This is a genomic window from Bacillus sp. HMSC036E02 (assembly GCF_001836235.1).
Lineage (GTDB): Bacteria > Bacillota > Bacilli > Bacillales > Bacillaceae_G > Bacillus_A > Bacillus_A cereus.
The window spans coordinates 125,432-140,460 of sequence record NZ_KV827834.1 but is presented as its reverse complement, the minus strand read 5'-3'; the positions used below and the strand labels follow the sequence as shown (position 1 = coordinate 140,460).

Here is a 15,029-nt window from a genome sequence, read left to right as displayed (position 1 = left end):
TTGAAAAGAATTTTATTAATAGAAGATGAAGTAAGTATTGCAGAATTACAGCGAGATTATTTAGAAATTAATGATTTCCAAGTTGATGTAGAGCATTCAGGAGAAATAGGTTTACAAACAGCCTTGCAAGAAGACTATGATTTAATTATTTTAGATATTATGCTTCCGAAAATGAACGGATTCGAAATTTGTAAACAAATACGTGCTGTAAAAGATATTCCGATTCTACTTGTTTCAGCAAAAAAAGAAGATATAGATAAAATTCGTGGACTCGGATTAGGAGCGGATGATTATATAACGAAACCGTTTAGCCCGAGTGAATTAGTCGCAAGAGTAAAAGCACATATTGCCCGTTATGAAAGATTATTAGGAAATGTAAGTAAGCAACGTGATACGTTATATATTCACGGAATTTCTATCGATCAACGAGCGAGAAAAGTTTTTATAAACAATGAAGAAGTGGCGTTTACAACGAAGGAATTTGATTTATTAACATTCTTTGTCACACATCCAAACCAAGTATTAAATAAAGAACAGTTATTTGAACGCATTTGGGGATTAGATTCCGCTGGGGATTTAGCCACTGTTGTCGTCCACATTAGAAAGCTACGTGAAAAAATTGAAAGAGATCCTGCTCACCCGCAATATATTGAAACGGTATGGGGAGCTGGTTATCGTTTTAATGTGTAATATACCTGCCGAGTAATTGGCAGGTTTTTTTGTATGTTATTCAAATGGAAAGGAAGGAATAGGTAATTTATGTTAAAATGTAAAGAGAAACAAAACAGAGGAGAGCATGAGGGGCGTGCTATATTTTGGGAGATATATTAAAAGATAATAAATCAAACAAGGCTTTAAAGATTGGAACTAATATCGTACTTATCTTATTGATTATTGGTGCAATACAAATGTTTTATGATGAAGATTCTATGAATGATTATTTCGGTTGGGTCTTTTTTGCAATCTTTTGGGTAATTAAAAGCATTTCTAGCTCTAAGGTAAGTTTAAAAGATAGAGATAAAAAGTCGGTATTACTTGATGTGGGTTTAGTTGTTATTTCTTTTATTTTTTTAGTTGTTTTTAGTGTGAAATATTTCGTTTGAAAAAAGCTCATAGTCGTATAGAGGCTATGAGCTTTTTGTCAGTGTTTAGGTTTTCTTAATAATAATGGTACTAACGATTTATAAAATGTTTGAGTAGTAGAAGTAAACTGATCAGCTTCTTCTAAAAAAGGATAATGGTTGCTCTCCTCAAATGTCACAAAAGTAGAATCGCATATACCCTCATGTATCTCGATGGAATATTGAATAGGACACTGCACATCATATCTTCCGCATATAATAAGTGTCTTTGTTTGGATGAAAGGTAAATACTCTCTTAAATCAAATGAAGGATATTCATTGGCGAAAGCATTCATCCGGCTAATGGACATTGTTTTGTTGATTGGTTTACAAAAATAAGAGTTGTAGTTTTCTGGTTTATACAATGATAATTTTGTTCTCTCAGTAGATAGTTCTTTTCGTTCTTCACTTGTAAGGTGAGGGCTTTTTAAGTTTTCGATGAGTTTTTGCATATAATGAAACTTTGGATGTGCTGGGTGATAAATGCAAAATGGTTTTTCGGTATAGTTACTTGCTGCAGCTCCTGCTACGACTAATGATTGTAAGGAATTTGGATATGTAATCGCATATAAAAGTCCAAGCATACCACCTGTTGAATGACCGGCGAAATGCCATGTTGGAAGTTGTAATACTTCTCGTATGGCTTCTAAGTCGTGGATTGTTTCAATCATGCTTAATTCGTTTTCTGACTGGGCGGTTACAGAGCGACCAGTATCTCGTAAATTAATGAGAAATACACGATGCGTAGCAGTAAAAACATCCGCAAAGTAATCCCCAGTTTCATTAAATTGTGAATAGTGATGTGTAATACAAAGCGATTCGCCATTTCCTTTTGTAAAGAGTTCAAATGTACCGCGTTTCGTGTTGATTATTTGTTGTGTCCACATAATATCACGACCTTTTGTCATAAAAGTTGGGCCAGACTGTTATAAAATGAAAATATATCAGCGATTATTAGAATATATCGGCGCAACTCGGAATATATCAGCGATTATCAAAATATATCGGCGTAACTCGGAATATATCAGCGATTATTAACATATATCGACTTACCGACAGAAAACGACAATAATAGCAAGCTTCAAAGAAAAGGAGGCTATTCAAAAACGAACCTCCTTTTCTTTTAGTATAAAGATTTTGTCATATTATTCCGAATAATTTCAAGGGATTTCGCTACAGTTAATGCGTTTTTTTCTTCAATTTCTGGTTTACGGGGGATAGGTTTATACATGTTGTCTGGATCTTCCCATGTGAGGGGAAGTTCTGTTTCTGCTTGTCCTTTCCAAGCTTCAATCCATTCTGGAGGGAGATAACCTGAGATGTTTTGGATGTTGTTCATTTCGAGCCAAATGAGTGCCCATGCTCTTGGTACGACACGCCAATGGTCATAGCCACCGCCGCCGACAGCGATCCAGCGACCTTCGCAATATTCATTAGCAATTTCACGAGCGAGCTTCGGTATTTCGCGGTAAATATTCATTGTCGCACAAAGATGTGTAAGTGGGTCATAATAATGTGCGTCAGCACCATTTTGCGTTAAAATAATATCCGGTTTAAAGTACGCTGCAACTTCTTTTACAACAGTTCGATATGATTCTAAGAACGATTCATCTTCTGTAAAAGCATCGAGTGGAACATTAAAAGAATAACTATAACCATTACCTTGTCCACGTTCGTTTACAGCGCCAGTTCCAGGGAATAAATAGCGACCAGTTTCATGCAGTGAAATGGTGCATACGTTAGGGTCATCATAAAACGACCACTGTACGCCATCACCGTGATGAGCATCTGTATCAATATATAAGACGCGTAAACCGTATTTCTTCTGAATATACTTCATTGCTATGGAGCTATCGTTATAAATACAAAAGCCAGATGCTTTACCACGGAAGCCATGATGTAAGCCGCCTCCTAAGTTAAGCGCGTGTTTTACTTTTCCGGAAAGAACAGCATCGACAGCTGTTAACGTACCACCAACGAGCAATGCGCTTGCTTCGTGCATATTTGGGAACATCGGTGTATCTTCTGTTCCGAGTCCATATGTCATCGCAATTGATTTTTCTAACTTTCCTTCTCCAGCACGTTTTACCGCATTTATGTACTCCTCTGTATGAACGTAGGCGATCTCTTCATCTGTAGCCATCCGTGGTGAGATGATTTGAGAGGGAGAGATGAAACCGCCCTTTTGTAATAAATCATACGTAAGTGTGACGCGCAGTTGGTTAAAAGGATGATCAGGGCTAAATGAATAGCCCCGAAAGTCATCCGAATAAATAAACGCGCTACTCATGCTTGCATCCCCATGATGTTTGGCCATAATACGCGGTAGCCTTCTGCTTCAAGTGCATCAATCACTTTTAGAGGATTCATCGTTTGAATGCGGAAAACGAGTACTTTATCATTCTCGTCTTTTGCTGGGTAGACGAGAACGCTCACGATATTTATTTGTAAATCACTAAAAATAGCAACGACTTTTCCAAGAATACCAGGTTCGTTTTTTACTTGAATTTCAATTTGCGAACTTGGTTGATGTGCTCCTGTTAATTTTACTAATGTGTGCAGTACTGTAGATTCAGAAATGATTCCAACTAACTTCCCGGCCTTTGTAACAGGAAGACAGCCAATTTTATTTTCAAAAAATAAAGTAGCAATTTCCTCAACAAAATCGAGAGGATGGCAAGTCATAACAGGATGTTTCATAATAAGTTCGAGCGGTTGCTGTAGCATATCGAGTGAAACTTGTTCATCTAGAATAGACGGACTTGCATCTCTTACATCCCGATCAGAAATAATGCCTACGACGTGATTATTTTGATCGACAATTGGAATGTGCCGAATGCCTTTCGTGCGTATCGTTCGGATTGCTGTTTCGATTGTATCGTTTGGATGTAATGTAACTACATTTTGATTCATAATTTCTTCTACAATCATTCCAGTTGCCCCCTTTATTAATACATAAAACGATTGTGAAAACGTAGACGATCAAAAGCTTGAATAGAATCCGTATCAACGCGTTTACCGATGCGGACCATTAAACAGTTGGCAGGATGTGAACAAATTTCAGGATCGTCTGTAGCCATCCATTGTAACCCGCCAGCATTCATCATCTTCTCCATTACTTTTCGGTATTCCCACACATTCAATCCTGTTTGTTTCAAATCCCAGTGCCAATAATATTCAGTCGTCAATATAATGTAATCTTCCATATAATCGTCCATCATAGAAACCTCTAGTAAGTTCTTTCCGACAGAACTCCCGCGGAAGGCTGGGACTACTTCAATTGCCCCAAGCTCAATTAAGTTTTCCATTTTTCCTTCTGACCATCGTTCAAGTGGATCAGGATACAAGTATGTAACATATCCAACAATTGTTTGGTCATGTCTAGCAATAATGAGACGAGCTTCTGGTAATTTAGAAATTTCGACAATTGCTTTATATTGTTGTTCGGCAGGACGAAACGCAATTAAGTCTGGATGAAACTCATACATTTCTAAGTTATGTGTAGAGACAGGACCTTCAATAATTAAAGTGCCTTTCGCTGTTTTTAAGTTTCTAGCATTATATATTTTTTTATGAATCAATGTATTGCTCACCACCTTGAGGGTTTGTGAATCTATTAATATCGTACTTTATAATATATGCGATGTGAATCGAAATTTGTCATTAAAAATTTGTCTAAAAATCAACAAATATACTGAAAATTTTAAATAATGTCATTATAATAGATAATAGAATACATAGGAGGGGGATGTAAAGTATGAAAGTAGAAACGCTTCCTGTCATTAAAGGAGAAAATAATTTGCCGAATTATGATGAGGCATACGCGAATTTTAACTGGGAAGAGGTTAATAAAAACTTTACTTGGAATGAAACAGGCCGAGTAAATATGGCGTATGAGGCAATTGATAAGCATGCGAAATCCGATCGAAAGAATAAAGTAGCTCTTTATTATCAAGATGGATCGCGAAAAGAGAAATATACATTTAAGGAAATGAAGGATTTTTCTAATAAAGCAGGAAACGTCCTTAAGAATTATGGCGATGTAGAAAAAGGCGATCGCGTTTTTATTTTTATGCCACGTTCTCCAGAGTTATATTTCGCACTTTTAGGTGCAGTGAAATTAGGAGCAATTGTTGGACCGCTATTTGAAGCATTTATGGAAGGCGCAGTTCGCGATCGCTTAGAAGATAGCGAAGCAAAGGTGTTAATTACAACGCCTGAATTGTTAGAGCGCGTACCATTAAATGATTTACCGGCTTTAAAAACAGTTTTCCTTGTTGGAGATAATGTAGAAGAAGGCGGTAAAACGGTAGCATTCAATCCTTTATTTGAACAAGCTTCAAAAGAATTACATATTGAATGGTTAGGCCGTGAAGACGGCTTGATTCTACATTACACGTCTGGTTCTACTGGTAAGCCAAAAGGTGTGCTTCATGCGCAAAACGCAATGGTTCAGCACTATCAAACGGCGAAGTGGGTGTTAGATTTAAAAGAAGACGATGTATATTGGTGTACTGCTGACCCGGGCTGGGTAACTGGAACAGCTTACGGTATTTTCGCACCGTGGTTAGTTGGAGCGTCAAACGTTATTTTAGGTGGACGCTTTAGTCCAGAAGCTTGGTATGAAGCACTGCAAGATTACGGTGTGACGGTTTGGTACAGCGCACCAACAGCATTCCGTATGTTAATGGGAGCTGGACAAGACGCAATTAAAAAATATGACTTATCACAAGTTCGTCACGTATTAAGCGTTGGTGAGCCGTTAAATCCAGAAGTAATTCGCTGGGGTATGAACGCATTTGGACTTCGTATTCATGATACGTGGTGGATGACAGAAACAGGTGGACAAGTTATTTGTAACTACCCTTGTATGGAAATCCGTCCAGGTTCAATGGGTAAACCAATTCCAGGTGTGAAAGCAGCGATTGTTGATAATGAAGGAAATGAAGTGCCTCCTTACACAATGGGTAACTTAGCAATTGCGAAAGGTTGGCCATCTATGATGCGCGGGATCTGGAATAACCAGCAAAAATATGAATCTTATTTCATGCCGGGAGATTGGTACGTATCAGGCGACTCTGCCTATATGGATGAAGATGGATACTTCTGGTTCCAAGGACGTATTGACGATGTAATTATGACGTCAGGTGAGCGCGTTGGTCCGTTTGAAGTAGAAAGTAAATTAATCGAGCATGCTGCTGTTGCAGAAGCTGGTGTAATTGGTATTCCTGATCCGGTGCGCGGCGAAATTATTAAAGCATTTATCGCACTTCGAGCAGGATACGAACCATCTGATGAATTAAAAGAAGAAATTCGTCAATTTGTAAAGAAAGGCCTAGCAGCTCATGCAGCACCACGACAAATTGAATTTAGAGATAAATTACCGAAAACGAGAAGTGGTAAAATTATGCGACGCGTATTAAAAGCGTGGGAGTTAAACTTACCAACAGGTGACTTATCAACGATGGAAGATTAAGAGAGAAAGGTCTGAACGAAAAATGTTCAGGCCTTTCTTTTTTATGATATCATGAACTTATATATATAAGTTAAAGGGGATAGTATGATGAAAACAGAAAAGGAAAAGATGATACTAGGAGAAATGTACATACCGGCTGATCCAGTTTTAGTACAAGAAAGAGAGCAAGCACGTATATTAACGAGAAAATTAAATGATACGCCAGAAGAGCAATTGAAAGAGCGTAGCGAAATCGTAAAAGAATTATTCGGAACGACAGGAGATAATATTCATCTTGAATCTTCTTTTAGATGTGATTACGGCTATAACATTCATGTCGGTGAAAATTTTTACGCGAACTTTGACTGTACGATTTTAGACGTATGCCCGGTAACAATCGGAGTGAACTGTATGTTAGCTCCAGGTGTTCACATTTATACAGCAACGCACCCACTTGATCCAATTGAGCGTATAAGCGGATCAGAATACGGAAAATCAGTTACAATTGGCGATAACGTATGGATTGGCGGAAGAGCAATTATTAATCCAGGTGTAACAATTGGAGACAATGCGGTGATCGCATCTGGTGCTGTCGTAACGAAAGATGTGCCTAATAATGTAGTAGTTGGCGGGAATCCTGCGAAGATTATAAAAAAACTAAAATAATATTTGAACGAAGTGCCTTCCTCGTCTGTATACATTTATGAAAGAATAGATGAGGGAGGTTTTTATATGTCTAATAAATTACTTCTTACTTTTGCTGTAATTGGAATTATAGTTGTATTTTCTTGTGGTCTTTTCTTACCGATACCAATTGGATATAGAGTATCAATGCTTACAGCTGGAGTTATAATGGGTGTTATGTTTTCAATCATTATTCCATTTGATAGAAAACATATAGTACGGAAAAATGGATATAAAATTGATTTTACAAAAACAAAAGTGTATTTTCGCTGGAATGTATTTGACACTATTTCTGTCTGCCTTGCGTTGTATGCATGCATATGTGTGCAAGCGTTAAATACTTTAGTTACAATGGGATTTACGATTCAAAACCCATATGTGCAATTTTTTACAAATCAATCACAATTGTGGATTTTTATTGCGATTGCATATTTAATTTCCCGTATTTCATTAACGTTAAAAGGAATAAAGGAGATCAAAAATCATGGCGCAGATTGGGATTGAGGAGGAGCTCATGCTTGCGTATCAAAGTGGAGATAAACAAGCGGGAGAAAGACTATATGTTTTAATCAAACCAGCGCTATACACATTTTTATATCGATTTAACCGAGATGAACAATTAAGTATCGATCTTGTGCAAGATACGTTTTTGACGCTAGAGCGTAAGAAACATATGTATGAACTTGAAAAAGGTAAAATAAAAACGTATTTATTTCAAATTGGTTATCGTCTTATGATTAATAAATTAAATAGGAGAAAAAAGTGGCGTACGCTTTTGCCATTTTTAGTGCCGATTCCGGAAAAAGAATTTTCTCACGAAGATCGGCTCACAGTAAGAGAAGCAATTTTGAAAGTTCCAGAAGAGCAAAGAGCGGTCCTAATCCTTTCTTATTATCATGACATGCAGCAAAAAGAAATTGCAGAGATATTAAACATTCCGATTGGAACGGTGAAATCGAGACTTCATAACGGGATAAAGAAATTGAAACAATTGCTGGAGGTGGACGAAATTGAGCGAAAATCCCTTTAAGAGTGAATATAAGTTAAAGCAACATTTAGATAGTGATCATGTAGAAATACCAGACTTTCCAAAAACGGTAAGTCGATTCGATCGATTAATCGGGTTTCTTGGTTCCCCGGCGAAAGATCCTGTGGAGGCGACCATTGGGAATGATTTATCGATTGTGTTTCATGTATCGTTATTAGTTGGGGTTCCAATTCTTTCTCTTATTACAATACTCTTTATGGTGTTGTAAAGGATTGACAAGAAGGGAAACCTGACCTCTATTTGACATGCCTATATAAATGATGGTATAAAGAAAAGTATATGAATAATTGAGCGTGGAAAGGGAGAAGTAGTGATCATTTCCCTGTTTTAGAGAGCTGATGGCCGGTGAAAATCAGCACATAGATGATCGCGAATTACGCCCCTAGAGCATCTTTTTTCGATTGAATTATATTCAAAAGGGAAAAGACGGTGCTAAGCCGTTATGTAAATAAGGTGGTAGGCTTTTTTTGCCTGCAACTAGGGTGGTAACGCGATAATCAAAATCGTCCCTTATTTGAAGGGGCGATTTTTTTATGTTTTTAACCTTCACGCCAGTAATGAACTTAAAGGAGAGTATGTAGGATATGGGTATTTTACAAGATCTTGAATTTCGCGGTCTAATTAATCAGCAAACAGATGCTGAGGGCCTTGAGCAATTATTAGAAAAAGAAAGCGTTAAATTATACTGTGGTTTCGACCCGACAGCGGATAGCTTACACATTGGTCATATGTTACCAGTATTAATGTTACGTCGTTTCCAATTAGCTGGTCACCAACCAATCGCACTTGTTGGCGGTGGTACTGGTATGATCGGTGACCCGAGTGGTAAAAAAGCAGAACGTACATTAAATACGAAAGATACAGTTGCTTACTACACAGAAAGCATTAAAAACCAACTTTCAAACTTCTTAGAGTTTGAAAACGTGGACAACCCAGCAACGATGGCTAACAACTACGACTGGCTTGGTAGCTTAGATGTCATTTCATTCTTACGCGATATCGGTAAAAACTTCGGTTTAAACTATATGTTAGCAAAAGATACAGTAGCATCTCGTTTAGAAACTGGTATTTCATTCACTGAGTTCAGTTACATGATTTTACAATCATACGACTTCTTAAACTTATACCAACAACATAATTGCCGTCTGCAAATCGGTGGTAGTGACCAATGGGGTAACATTACAGCTGGTCTTGAATTAATCCGTAAATCAGAAGAAGATGCGAAAGCATTCGGTTTAACAATTCCACTTGTTACAAAATCTGACGGTACGAAGTTTGGTAAAACAGAAGGCGGCGCAATTTGGTTAGACCCAGAGAAAACAACTCCTTACGAGTTCTACCAATTCTGGATCAACACAGATGACCGCGACGTTGTTAAATACTTAAAATACTTCACATTCTTATCTCACGAAGAAATTCTTGAGCTTGAAAAGCAAGTAGCTGAAGCGCCAGAAAAACGTGCAGCACAAAAAGCATTAGGTTCTGAAATGACAAAACTTGTTCATGGTGAAGAAGCATTAGAGCAAGCGATTAAAATTTCAGCTGCATTATTCAGCGGTTCTGTAGCAGAACTGACTGCAAGCGAAATCGAGCAAGGATTCAAAGACGTACCATCTGTAGAACGTACTGCAGAAGATACAGTATTAATTGACTTACTTGTAGAAAGCAAAATCTCTCCATCAAAACGTCAAGCACGTGAAGATGTAACGAACGGCGCAATCTACGTAAATGGTGAGCGTACACAAGCATTAGACTACGTTGTAACAGAAAACGACCGCATCGAAGGTAAATTCACAATCATTCGCCGCGGTAAAAAGAAATATTTCTTAATTCGTTACTAATAAATAAAAAGCTTTGAGGAATTTCCTCAAAGCTTTTTTGTTTTAATCTCCTTTTCGAGTTCATACGGAAATCACATGTAAGCGGTATGATAAACGTATAACAATTAGAAAGGAGTGGTAAAACGAAATGTCACTAGAAGCGTTGATTATTTTTTCTTTGCTAAACGCGGGTCAACTTGCAGAGAATTCGAAGGTTGATATACATAAAGAGCAGAAAGATGCTTATGTATATGTTCAAAAAGAGGAAAATAAATAACTTTAATATATATAAATAAAAGCTACTCGAAGTAACTGTTTTGGTGTCTTCGGTAGCTTTTTGAATTATGAATAAATAGGAATTAATTCTCGCTTGAAATCTTCGTACATTTCAAAGGCGATTTTCATGATTTCTTTGAGTTCATCGTAACTGTGGAAGCATACTGCCGGCAATCTTTCAGAACCATTGGATAATGCTTTTACAAACATATCCCATGAATTCCCAACTCTAACTTCACCATTATACCTTGCAGACCAAATGAACTCAACAAGCCCATATTTTAAGCTGATATTGAATCTGAAAGTATAGAAATCCTTGTTCTTTACTTCACCAACAATAAAAAAGTTTTCTTTTTTCATAAAACGAGCTTTATAGCCAAGAGACTCAAATACTGCAATTACTTTTTCGTTTTCATAGTTTTCAAATGTATTTTCTCTATCAGAAAATTTTTCTGATAAGGCTTTATATCTCTTAATAAAATCAATTTTTGTAAGACTGGCTTGTATTTCAGGTTTTAATGAATACGCCAAAAATTACTCCTCCCTAATTTTTAGTATTAGATCAAATAAAGCAGTATACATTTTAGATACATGAAGAAATCCGTCTTTTGTGAGTCGGATTTTTCTTAGTTTAATTCTATTCAAATATTATAATTGTTAATTGAAATGTAGTTATTTTTAGCAAGATTTTGCAGTTAGCTATTTAAAAGTGTAAGTATATCTCCTTTAAATATAGCAGCTATTTCCGCTTCCTCTAATGAATCTCCCCATCTAAAAACTATATCATCTTTTGGGCAGAGATGAATGGAAAGGTTAAAATAATCTATTTCATCTTTCCATTTGTTATATTCATTAAATGCTTTTTTGAAGATTTTTCTAACATTTTCTTCCGCAATTATATCATTATTTTTACTTGCAATGATTGTAAATCTTTTAGGATTACTAGAAACTATTTCAATGGCATCTGGAAGTTTCTCGAGACAAAACTCTGCAATACTTGAGTAGAAAGTTGTTCCCCCAACTTCCATTTCAACTTCTGGACCCTTATTAAATCCCTCAAGTTTCCATTTGGTTTGAAGAGCTTTCCATACCTTTCGGTATTTTTCAATTTTAGAGTTTTTGTCTTTGATTTCAATAGCTGCAAGCAAGTAGAATTTGTAGACATTAGTCAAATCATGTTTCATAAATACTTGCTTGATTTCAGTGCCGCATACTTCTTTGAATTGATTTTTTTCATCTGAGCTAAATAACATGGAGCCATTAACACTGAATAAACTTAAATTTGGTAAATTACCGACTCTTTTGATTGCTTCATCCTTACTAAACCATTTGTAGTATGAGAATGCATCTTCTTCTACTTCATTCCAACACTTCATTTTACCACCTCAATTTTAATAGTCATAATGATTCCCATGTACATCATTGAAATGTGATCCTCAATTTTGAGATGGATCATCTGGATAAGTATGACCGCCTGAATGCTCTCTTATAATCTTACCATCTTTGAAATGATAGTCTCTTCCGGGGATAGGATTCCCTCTTTTATCTACAGCTGGTGTAACCTTAGTTGGCTGTTCATTAACAGGAATACCGCTTGCTCTCTTAGCTTCGTTGAAAGCTCCACCTATCTTAGCTCCTTTAGGAGTAAAATTTGGCGGTCTTTGTCCTTTTTCTGCTTTTATATAGTCTTTGTAGTTAGGTTTTACTGTCTGCGTAACTCTTTCGCCAGACTTACCAAAAGAAGACTGAAACCTTTGCAAAGTATCGATACTATTTTGAACGGTATTATACCATACAAATGTACCATGTGTAGCAACACCTGCTCCAGCGGTTGTAAGAGCTAAATCAGCTGGGATAACAATTGGTGATGCTGCCCCGAAAGTTACTCCTTCTAACAATACGGTGCCAACATTTGATCCTGTTACAATAGCTATACCGCCCAAAATTTCAAAAATAGATCCTACCCCTGATACAAAATTACCCACAAGATTTCCGGCTTGAAAGGTTGTTTTGGTTTCTAATTCATTGCCCATTGGTAATTCCACACCTGTAAAGTTTTCAGCAGCTGAATTACAAATTCCTTGGAAGAGTTCCCAAGCGCCAATAGCTGTTTTTTGGTACCACGGTCTATTAGCTTCTTGTTCCTGCAAAGCCATTTTTTCTTCAATTTCTTTTTTTATTTCGGCTTCTTGGACTCTTTCCTCTGCAATTTTTTGAATAGAGGTTATCCATTCCATATTCAACCCTTGTGTACTAAATGTACCACTGACGGGACTAAAACCTTTTCCGCTTTGTACTTCAGCTAAACCTGTCGTGATACTAGCTGCTAGTTGAAGGGCCGTGCTGTAGTTGTTACTGGATGTATAATCGAATTTATGTAAACGCTCTAGTTTTTCATTAAGCTTTTTTCTCATCGCAATTAAAACAGCCACAATTGAGTCTACTCCAGGCAGTGGTGTAAGTGTCTCTATTGCTTCTATACTTGCAATGGTTTGATTAATTTCTTGAATTTGTTCTAATATCTCCTGTTCGATAACATCTGTAGAAGCTACCTGTGATTGAAAGTCTCTTGGAAAAGCAACATTATAAAAGCCACAACTCATATGAGTGTGACTTAAATGTTTTTATTCAGCCTCAGCCTCGAAGCGTAAAGTGATAAAACTCAAATGAAACCATAAGATATCTAGCAGGATTTATTTTCCTAGATTTGAAATTGTTATATCAATTTTGTTTCTTTTTGCAGTGTTTAAAGCGTTGCTTAGTAAATCTAAAAAAGTTGTACCTGTTGGAGTAGCATGATAATTGGCTAAACTAGTTATTTTATTAGGGATTTTATTTCCCCAAGGTGGCTGTTTTTCCATGTGCTCAATATCCCAAATGACTTCTGCAGGAGGTAATTCACTTAAAATTTTTCTTATCTCTTCTACATTTTGAAGTGCTTCTTCTGTGTCCTCCCAACGTAACTTGTCGAAATATAAATTCTTCATTAATAGTGGGTACTTAGTGCCCCAACCTTCAGACTCTGTATGATATGACATGGTTGAAAAAAAGCTATGTAAAAAATCAGGGTGTCCTGTTTCATAGAAAAATATATCTACTTTAAATCCTACTGCCATTAATATCAATCCTCTCGCTTAAATATTACCTCGGGTGTTTCTTTAGACTTTTCTCTTATTTTTCTTACGATATCAAATAAGGCCTCTTCAGGAACAGTTTGTCCTCGTATATCAATGATGACAGTTTGCTTTGTACCTATAGGTAAATTATCAACCCTATCATTAACTTGTTTAACAATAACTCTAACTAGGTTACTTCTTTTTGATGAAGTAGACAAGTCATAATTTTTCACTTCCAAGCTGTGACCCTTTGTGTAAAAATCAGGTCTTGTACTACCTTTTGTAACTTTTGAAACTTCTTCTCTGTCTTTAAAAGCAACTTGGTCGTCATAGTTAGGATACTCCTTACCTACGTCAAGTTCTGATTGTCTCCAAGATGGTCTAGCAAACATAAGATAACCGCTTAAATAATTAACCCAATTTCCTGATGGTGGAAGTGTGCTTACTATTGCTTCACCAGTGAGACCAACACCTGCAAAAGCAGGTTGTAAACGTGGTGGAAAAGCTTCAGTTACTTTGTACATGTTTGCTCCTCTAGCAAGTTTAGAAGCCTTATCAAGACCTTTCCCACCAAGTAACCCTAGACCGACTGATGTTACTAAATAAGAACCCCAGCGGAATCCACTTTCAACATCGCCATGCCAAACGTCATTCATAAAAGAATCTGAGAAAGCGTTCCACATAGCAGGAAGAGTCTCATCATAATTGACAACAGCATCCCACATGTCTGACCATGTTTCGCCGTCACCTAACGCTTTAAATCCTTCCCAAGCATCTCCAACACCTTTTCCTGCACCATCATAAAGACCATCCCAAGCTTTCTCTAAATCAGATTTTGGTTTACCACACATTGCACCTTCTTCGATTGAATTATCAGCCTGACGATTCCTATCTTCTGCAATCGCTTGAATTGAAGTCGCCCACTCCATATTTAATCCTTGTGTACTAAATGTACCACTTGCTGGACTAAAACCTTTCCCACTTTGAACTTCAGCAAGCCCCGTCGCAATGCTAGCGGCTAATTGAATTGCTGTATTATAGTTATTACTAGATGTTTGGTTGAACTGATACAAATGATCTAACTTTTCTTGAAGTTTGCGCCTCATGGCAATGAAAAGATTTACCATAGCGTCCATGCCCGAAATTGGCATAGTTTGATGGAGGGCTTCTGTACTTGCTATCATTCGGTCAATTTCTCGAATTTGTTCTAATATTTCTTGTTCAATAACATCTGTTGAAGCTACCTGTGATTGAAATTGACTTGGAAAGGCATCGTTCTGACGAATTAATTCCTCACATAAGTAAATGATTCCTTGTGCCAAAGGACGAAAAGTTTCTGCAAAGAATGCTTTTGCGCTATCGTAAGTTTGCCCTTGTAGAACAGTATCACTGGTAAAAGCATCAATCGACTGAATAGCTTGTTCCATACCTTGAATAGTAGCGGTACAGAAAGCATTCATACTTTGTGTTTGAGCCTGTACTTCCCCTAAATACATATTTAAACTCAAA

The 15,029-nt window shown here is 36.8% G+C and carries 18 protein-coding genes and 1 other annotated feature; of the genes, 9 read left to right on the top strand and 9 right to left on the bottom strand.

Annotation, left to right across the window (positions count from 1 at the left end; genetic code table 11):
* Entirely contained in the window at positions 1-690 is a 690-nt protein-coding gene (locus HMPREF2590_RS11435; protein ID WP_001986686.1) for a response regulator transcription factor, read from the top strand.
* A gap of 122 nt (positions 691-812) precedes the next feature.
* Positions 813-1,103, top strand: coding sequence for a hypothetical protein (locus HMPREF2590_RS11430; RefSeq protein ID WP_076774657.1), 291 nt, complete (start codon positions 813-815; stop codon positions 1,101-1,103).
* Positions 1,104-1,141: 38 nt separating this feature from the next.
* Here HMPREF2590_RS11430 and HMPREF2590_RS11425 read toward each other — a convergent pair whose 3' ends face one another.
* From HMPREF2590_RS11425 to acuA, 4 genes are all read right to left on the bottom strand, one after another.
* Positions 1,142-2,029, bottom strand: coding sequence for an alpha/beta fold hydrolase (locus HMPREF2590_RS11425; protein WP_100635793.1), 888 nt, complete (start codon positions 2,027-2,029; stop codon positions 1,142-1,144).
* A gap of 215 nt (positions 2,030-2,244) precedes the next feature.
* A complete protein-coding gene (acuC, locus tag HMPREF2590_RS11420; RefSeq protein WP_000092824.1) occupies positions 2,245-3,411 on the bottom strand; it encodes an acetoin utilization protein AcuC in 1,167 nt (388 codons plus the stop codon).
* Positions 3,408-4,052 carry an acetoin utilization AcuB family protein gene (locus HMPREF2590_RS11415; protein WP_000634583.1) on the bottom strand — a complete coding sequence of 215 codons (645 nt, stop codon included), beginning with the start codon at positions 4,050-4,052 and terminating at the stop codon, positions 3,408-3,410. Before HMPREF2590_RS11415 ends, acuC begins: the two co-directional genes overlap by 4 nt.
* Positions 4,053-4,069: 17 nt before the next feature.
* On the bottom strand, positions 4,070-4,702 hold the full coding sequence (gene acuA, locus HMPREF2590_RS11410; protein WP_000581388.1) for an acetoin utilization protein acetyltransferase AcuA: 633 nt from the start codon (positions 4,700-4,702) through the stop codon (positions 4,070-4,072).
* 176 nt (positions 4,703-4,878) lie between these two features.
* Here acuA and acsA point away from each other — a divergent pair, with 176 nt between their 5' ends.
* From acsA to HMPREF2590_RS11375, 7 genes are all read left to right on the top strand, one after another.
* Positions 4,879-6,597, top strand: coding sequence for an acetate--CoA ligase (acsA, locus tag HMPREF2590_RS11405; protein ID WP_000862049.1), 1,719 nt, complete (start codon positions 4,879-4,881; stop codon positions 6,595-6,597).
* 84 nt (positions 6,598-6,681) lie between these two features.
* Positions 6,682-7,242, top strand: a complete 561-nt coding sequence (locus tag HMPREF2590_RS11400; RefSeq protein WP_002005819.1) for a maltose acetyltransferase domain-containing protein — start codon at positions 6,682-6,684, stop codon at positions 7,240-7,242.
* A 66-nt stretch (positions 7,243-7,308) separates the two neighbouring features.
* Positions 7,309-7,764 carry a hypothetical protein gene (locus HMPREF2590_RS11395; RefSeq protein ID WP_000066458.1) on the top strand — a complete coding sequence of 152 codons (456 nt, stop codon included), beginning with the start codon at positions 7,309-7,311 and terminating at the stop codon, positions 7,762-7,764.
* On the top strand, positions 7,745-8,290 hold the full coding sequence (locus HMPREF2590_RS11390; RefSeq protein ID WP_000057201.1) for an RNA polymerase sigma factor: 546 nt from the start codon (positions 7,745-7,747) through the stop codon (positions 8,288-8,290). The genes HMPREF2590_RS11395 and HMPREF2590_RS11390 overlap by 20 nt, the downstream gene beginning before the upstream one ends.
* On the top strand, positions 8,271-8,516 hold the full coding sequence (locus HMPREF2590_RS11385) for a hypothetical protein (protein WP_001293778.1): 246 nt from the start codon (positions 8,271-8,273) through the stop codon (positions 8,514-8,516). The genes HMPREF2590_RS11390 and HMPREF2590_RS11385 overlap by 20 nt, the downstream gene beginning before the upstream one ends.
* 77 nt (positions 8,517-8,593) lie before the next feature.
* Positions 8,594-8,822, top strand: a binding site (T-box leader).
* 70 nt (positions 8,823-8,892) lie between these two features.
* The gene (gene tyrS / locus HMPREF2590_RS11380) at positions 8,893-10,149 is read left to right on the top strand and encodes a tyrosine--tRNA ligase (protein ID WP_000512092.1); all 1,257 of its coding nucleotides are present in this window, start codon (positions 8,893-8,895) and stop codon (positions 10,147-10,149) included.
* A 127-nt stretch (positions 10,150-10,276) separates the two neighbouring features.
* A complete protein-coding gene (locus tag HMPREF2590_RS11375; protein ID WP_000050940.1) occupies positions 10,277-10,405 on the top strand; it encodes a hypothetical protein in 129 nt (42 codons plus the stop codon).
* A gap of 65 nt (positions 10,406-10,470) precedes the next feature.
* Here the strand turns inward: HMPREF2590_RS11375 and HMPREF2590_RS11370 are convergent, their stop codons facing one another.
* The 5 genes from HMPREF2590_RS11370 to HMPREF2590_RS11350 all read right to left on the bottom strand — a co-directional run bounded on the left by HMPREF2590_RS11370 (position 10,471) and on the right by HMPREF2590_RS11350 (position 15,028).
* Positions 10,471-10,935, bottom strand: coding sequence for a hypothetical protein (locus HMPREF2590_RS11370; protein WP_000331789.1), 465 nt, complete (start codon positions 10,933-10,935; stop codon positions 10,471-10,473).
* A 164-nt stretch (positions 10,936-11,099) separates the two neighbouring features.
* Positions 11,100-11,780 carry a hypothetical protein gene (locus HMPREF2590_RS11365; RefSeq protein ID WP_000650403.1) on the bottom strand — a complete coding sequence of 227 codons (681 nt, stop codon included), beginning with the start codon at positions 11,778-11,780 and terminating at the stop codon, positions 11,100-11,102.
* Between the two features lie 60 nt (positions 11,781-11,840).
* On the bottom strand, positions 11,841-13,007 hold the full coding sequence (locus HMPREF2590_RS11360) for an HNH/endonuclease VII fold putative polymorphic toxin (protein WP_001277627.1): 1,167 nt from the start codon (positions 13,005-13,007) through the stop codon (positions 11,841-11,843).
* Positions 13,008-13,097: 90 nt separating this feature from the next.
* Positions 13,098-13,520: an immunity 70 family protein gene (locus HMPREF2590_RS11355; protein ID WP_000268162.1), complete on the bottom strand. Its 423-nt coding sequence runs from the start codon at positions 13,518-13,520 to the stop codon at positions 13,098-13,100.
* 5 nt (positions 13,521-13,525) lie between these two features.
* Positions 13,526-15,028 carry a T7SS effector LXG polymorphic toxin gene (locus tag HMPREF2590_RS11350; RefSeq protein ID WP_000056039.1) on the bottom strand — a complete coding sequence of 501 codons (1,503 nt, stop codon included), beginning with the start codon at positions 15,026-15,028 and terminating at the stop codon, positions 13,526-13,528.
* Between the last annotated feature and the right edge of the window lies 1 nt (position 15,029).

Excerpts from the sequence above, each read along its gene's own strand:
- HMPREF2590_RS11360 (WP_001277627.1), bottom strand. The coding sequence starts at position 13,007 with ATGAGTTGTGGCTTTTATAATGTTGCTTTTCCAAGAGACTTTCAATCA.
- acuC (WP_000092824.1), bottom strand. The coding sequence starts at position 3,411 with ATGAGTAGCGCGTTTATTTATTCGGATGACTTTCGGGGCTATTCATTT.
- HMPREF2590_RS11390 (WP_000057201.1), top strand. The coding sequence starts at position 7,745 with ATGGCGCAGATTGGGATTGAGGAGGAGCTCATGCTTGCGTATCAAAGT.
- HMPREF2590_RS11355 (WP_000268162.1), bottom strand. The coding sequence starts at position 13,520 with ATGGCAGTAGGATTTAAAGTAGATATATTTTTCTATGAAACAGGACAC.
- HMPREF2590_RS11415 (WP_000634583.1), bottom strand. The coding sequence starts at position 4,052 with ATGATTGTAGAAGAAATTATGAATCAAAATGTAGTTACATTACATCCA.
- acsA (WP_000862049.1), top strand. The coding sequence starts at position 4,879 with ATGAAAGTAGAAACGCTTCCTGTCATTAAAGGAGAAAATAATTTGCCG.
- HMPREF2590_RS11375 (WP_000050940.1), top strand. The coding sequence starts at position 10,277 with ATGTCACTAGAAGCGTTGATTATTTTTTCTTTGCTAAACGCGGGTCAA.
- tyrS (WP_000512092.1), top strand. The coding sequence starts at position 8,893 with ATGGGTATTTTACAAGATCTTGAATTTCGCGGTCTAATTAATCAGCAA.
- HMPREF2590_RS11395 (WP_000066458.1), top strand. The coding sequence starts at position 7,309 with ATGTCTAATAAATTACTTCTTACTTTTGCTGTAATTGGAATTATAGTT.
- HMPREF2590_RS11425 (WP_100635793.1), bottom strand. The coding sequence starts at position 2,029 with ATGACAAAAGGTCGTGATATTATGTGGACACAACAAATAATCAACACG.
- HMPREF2590_RS11400 (WP_002005819.1), top strand. The coding sequence starts at position 6,682 with ATGATGAAAACAGAAAAGGAAAAGATGATACTAGGAGAAATGTACATA.
- HMPREF2590_RS11365 (WP_000650403.1), bottom strand. The coding sequence starts at position 11,780 with ATGAAGTGTTGGAATGAAGTAGAAGAAGATGCATTCTCATACTACAAA.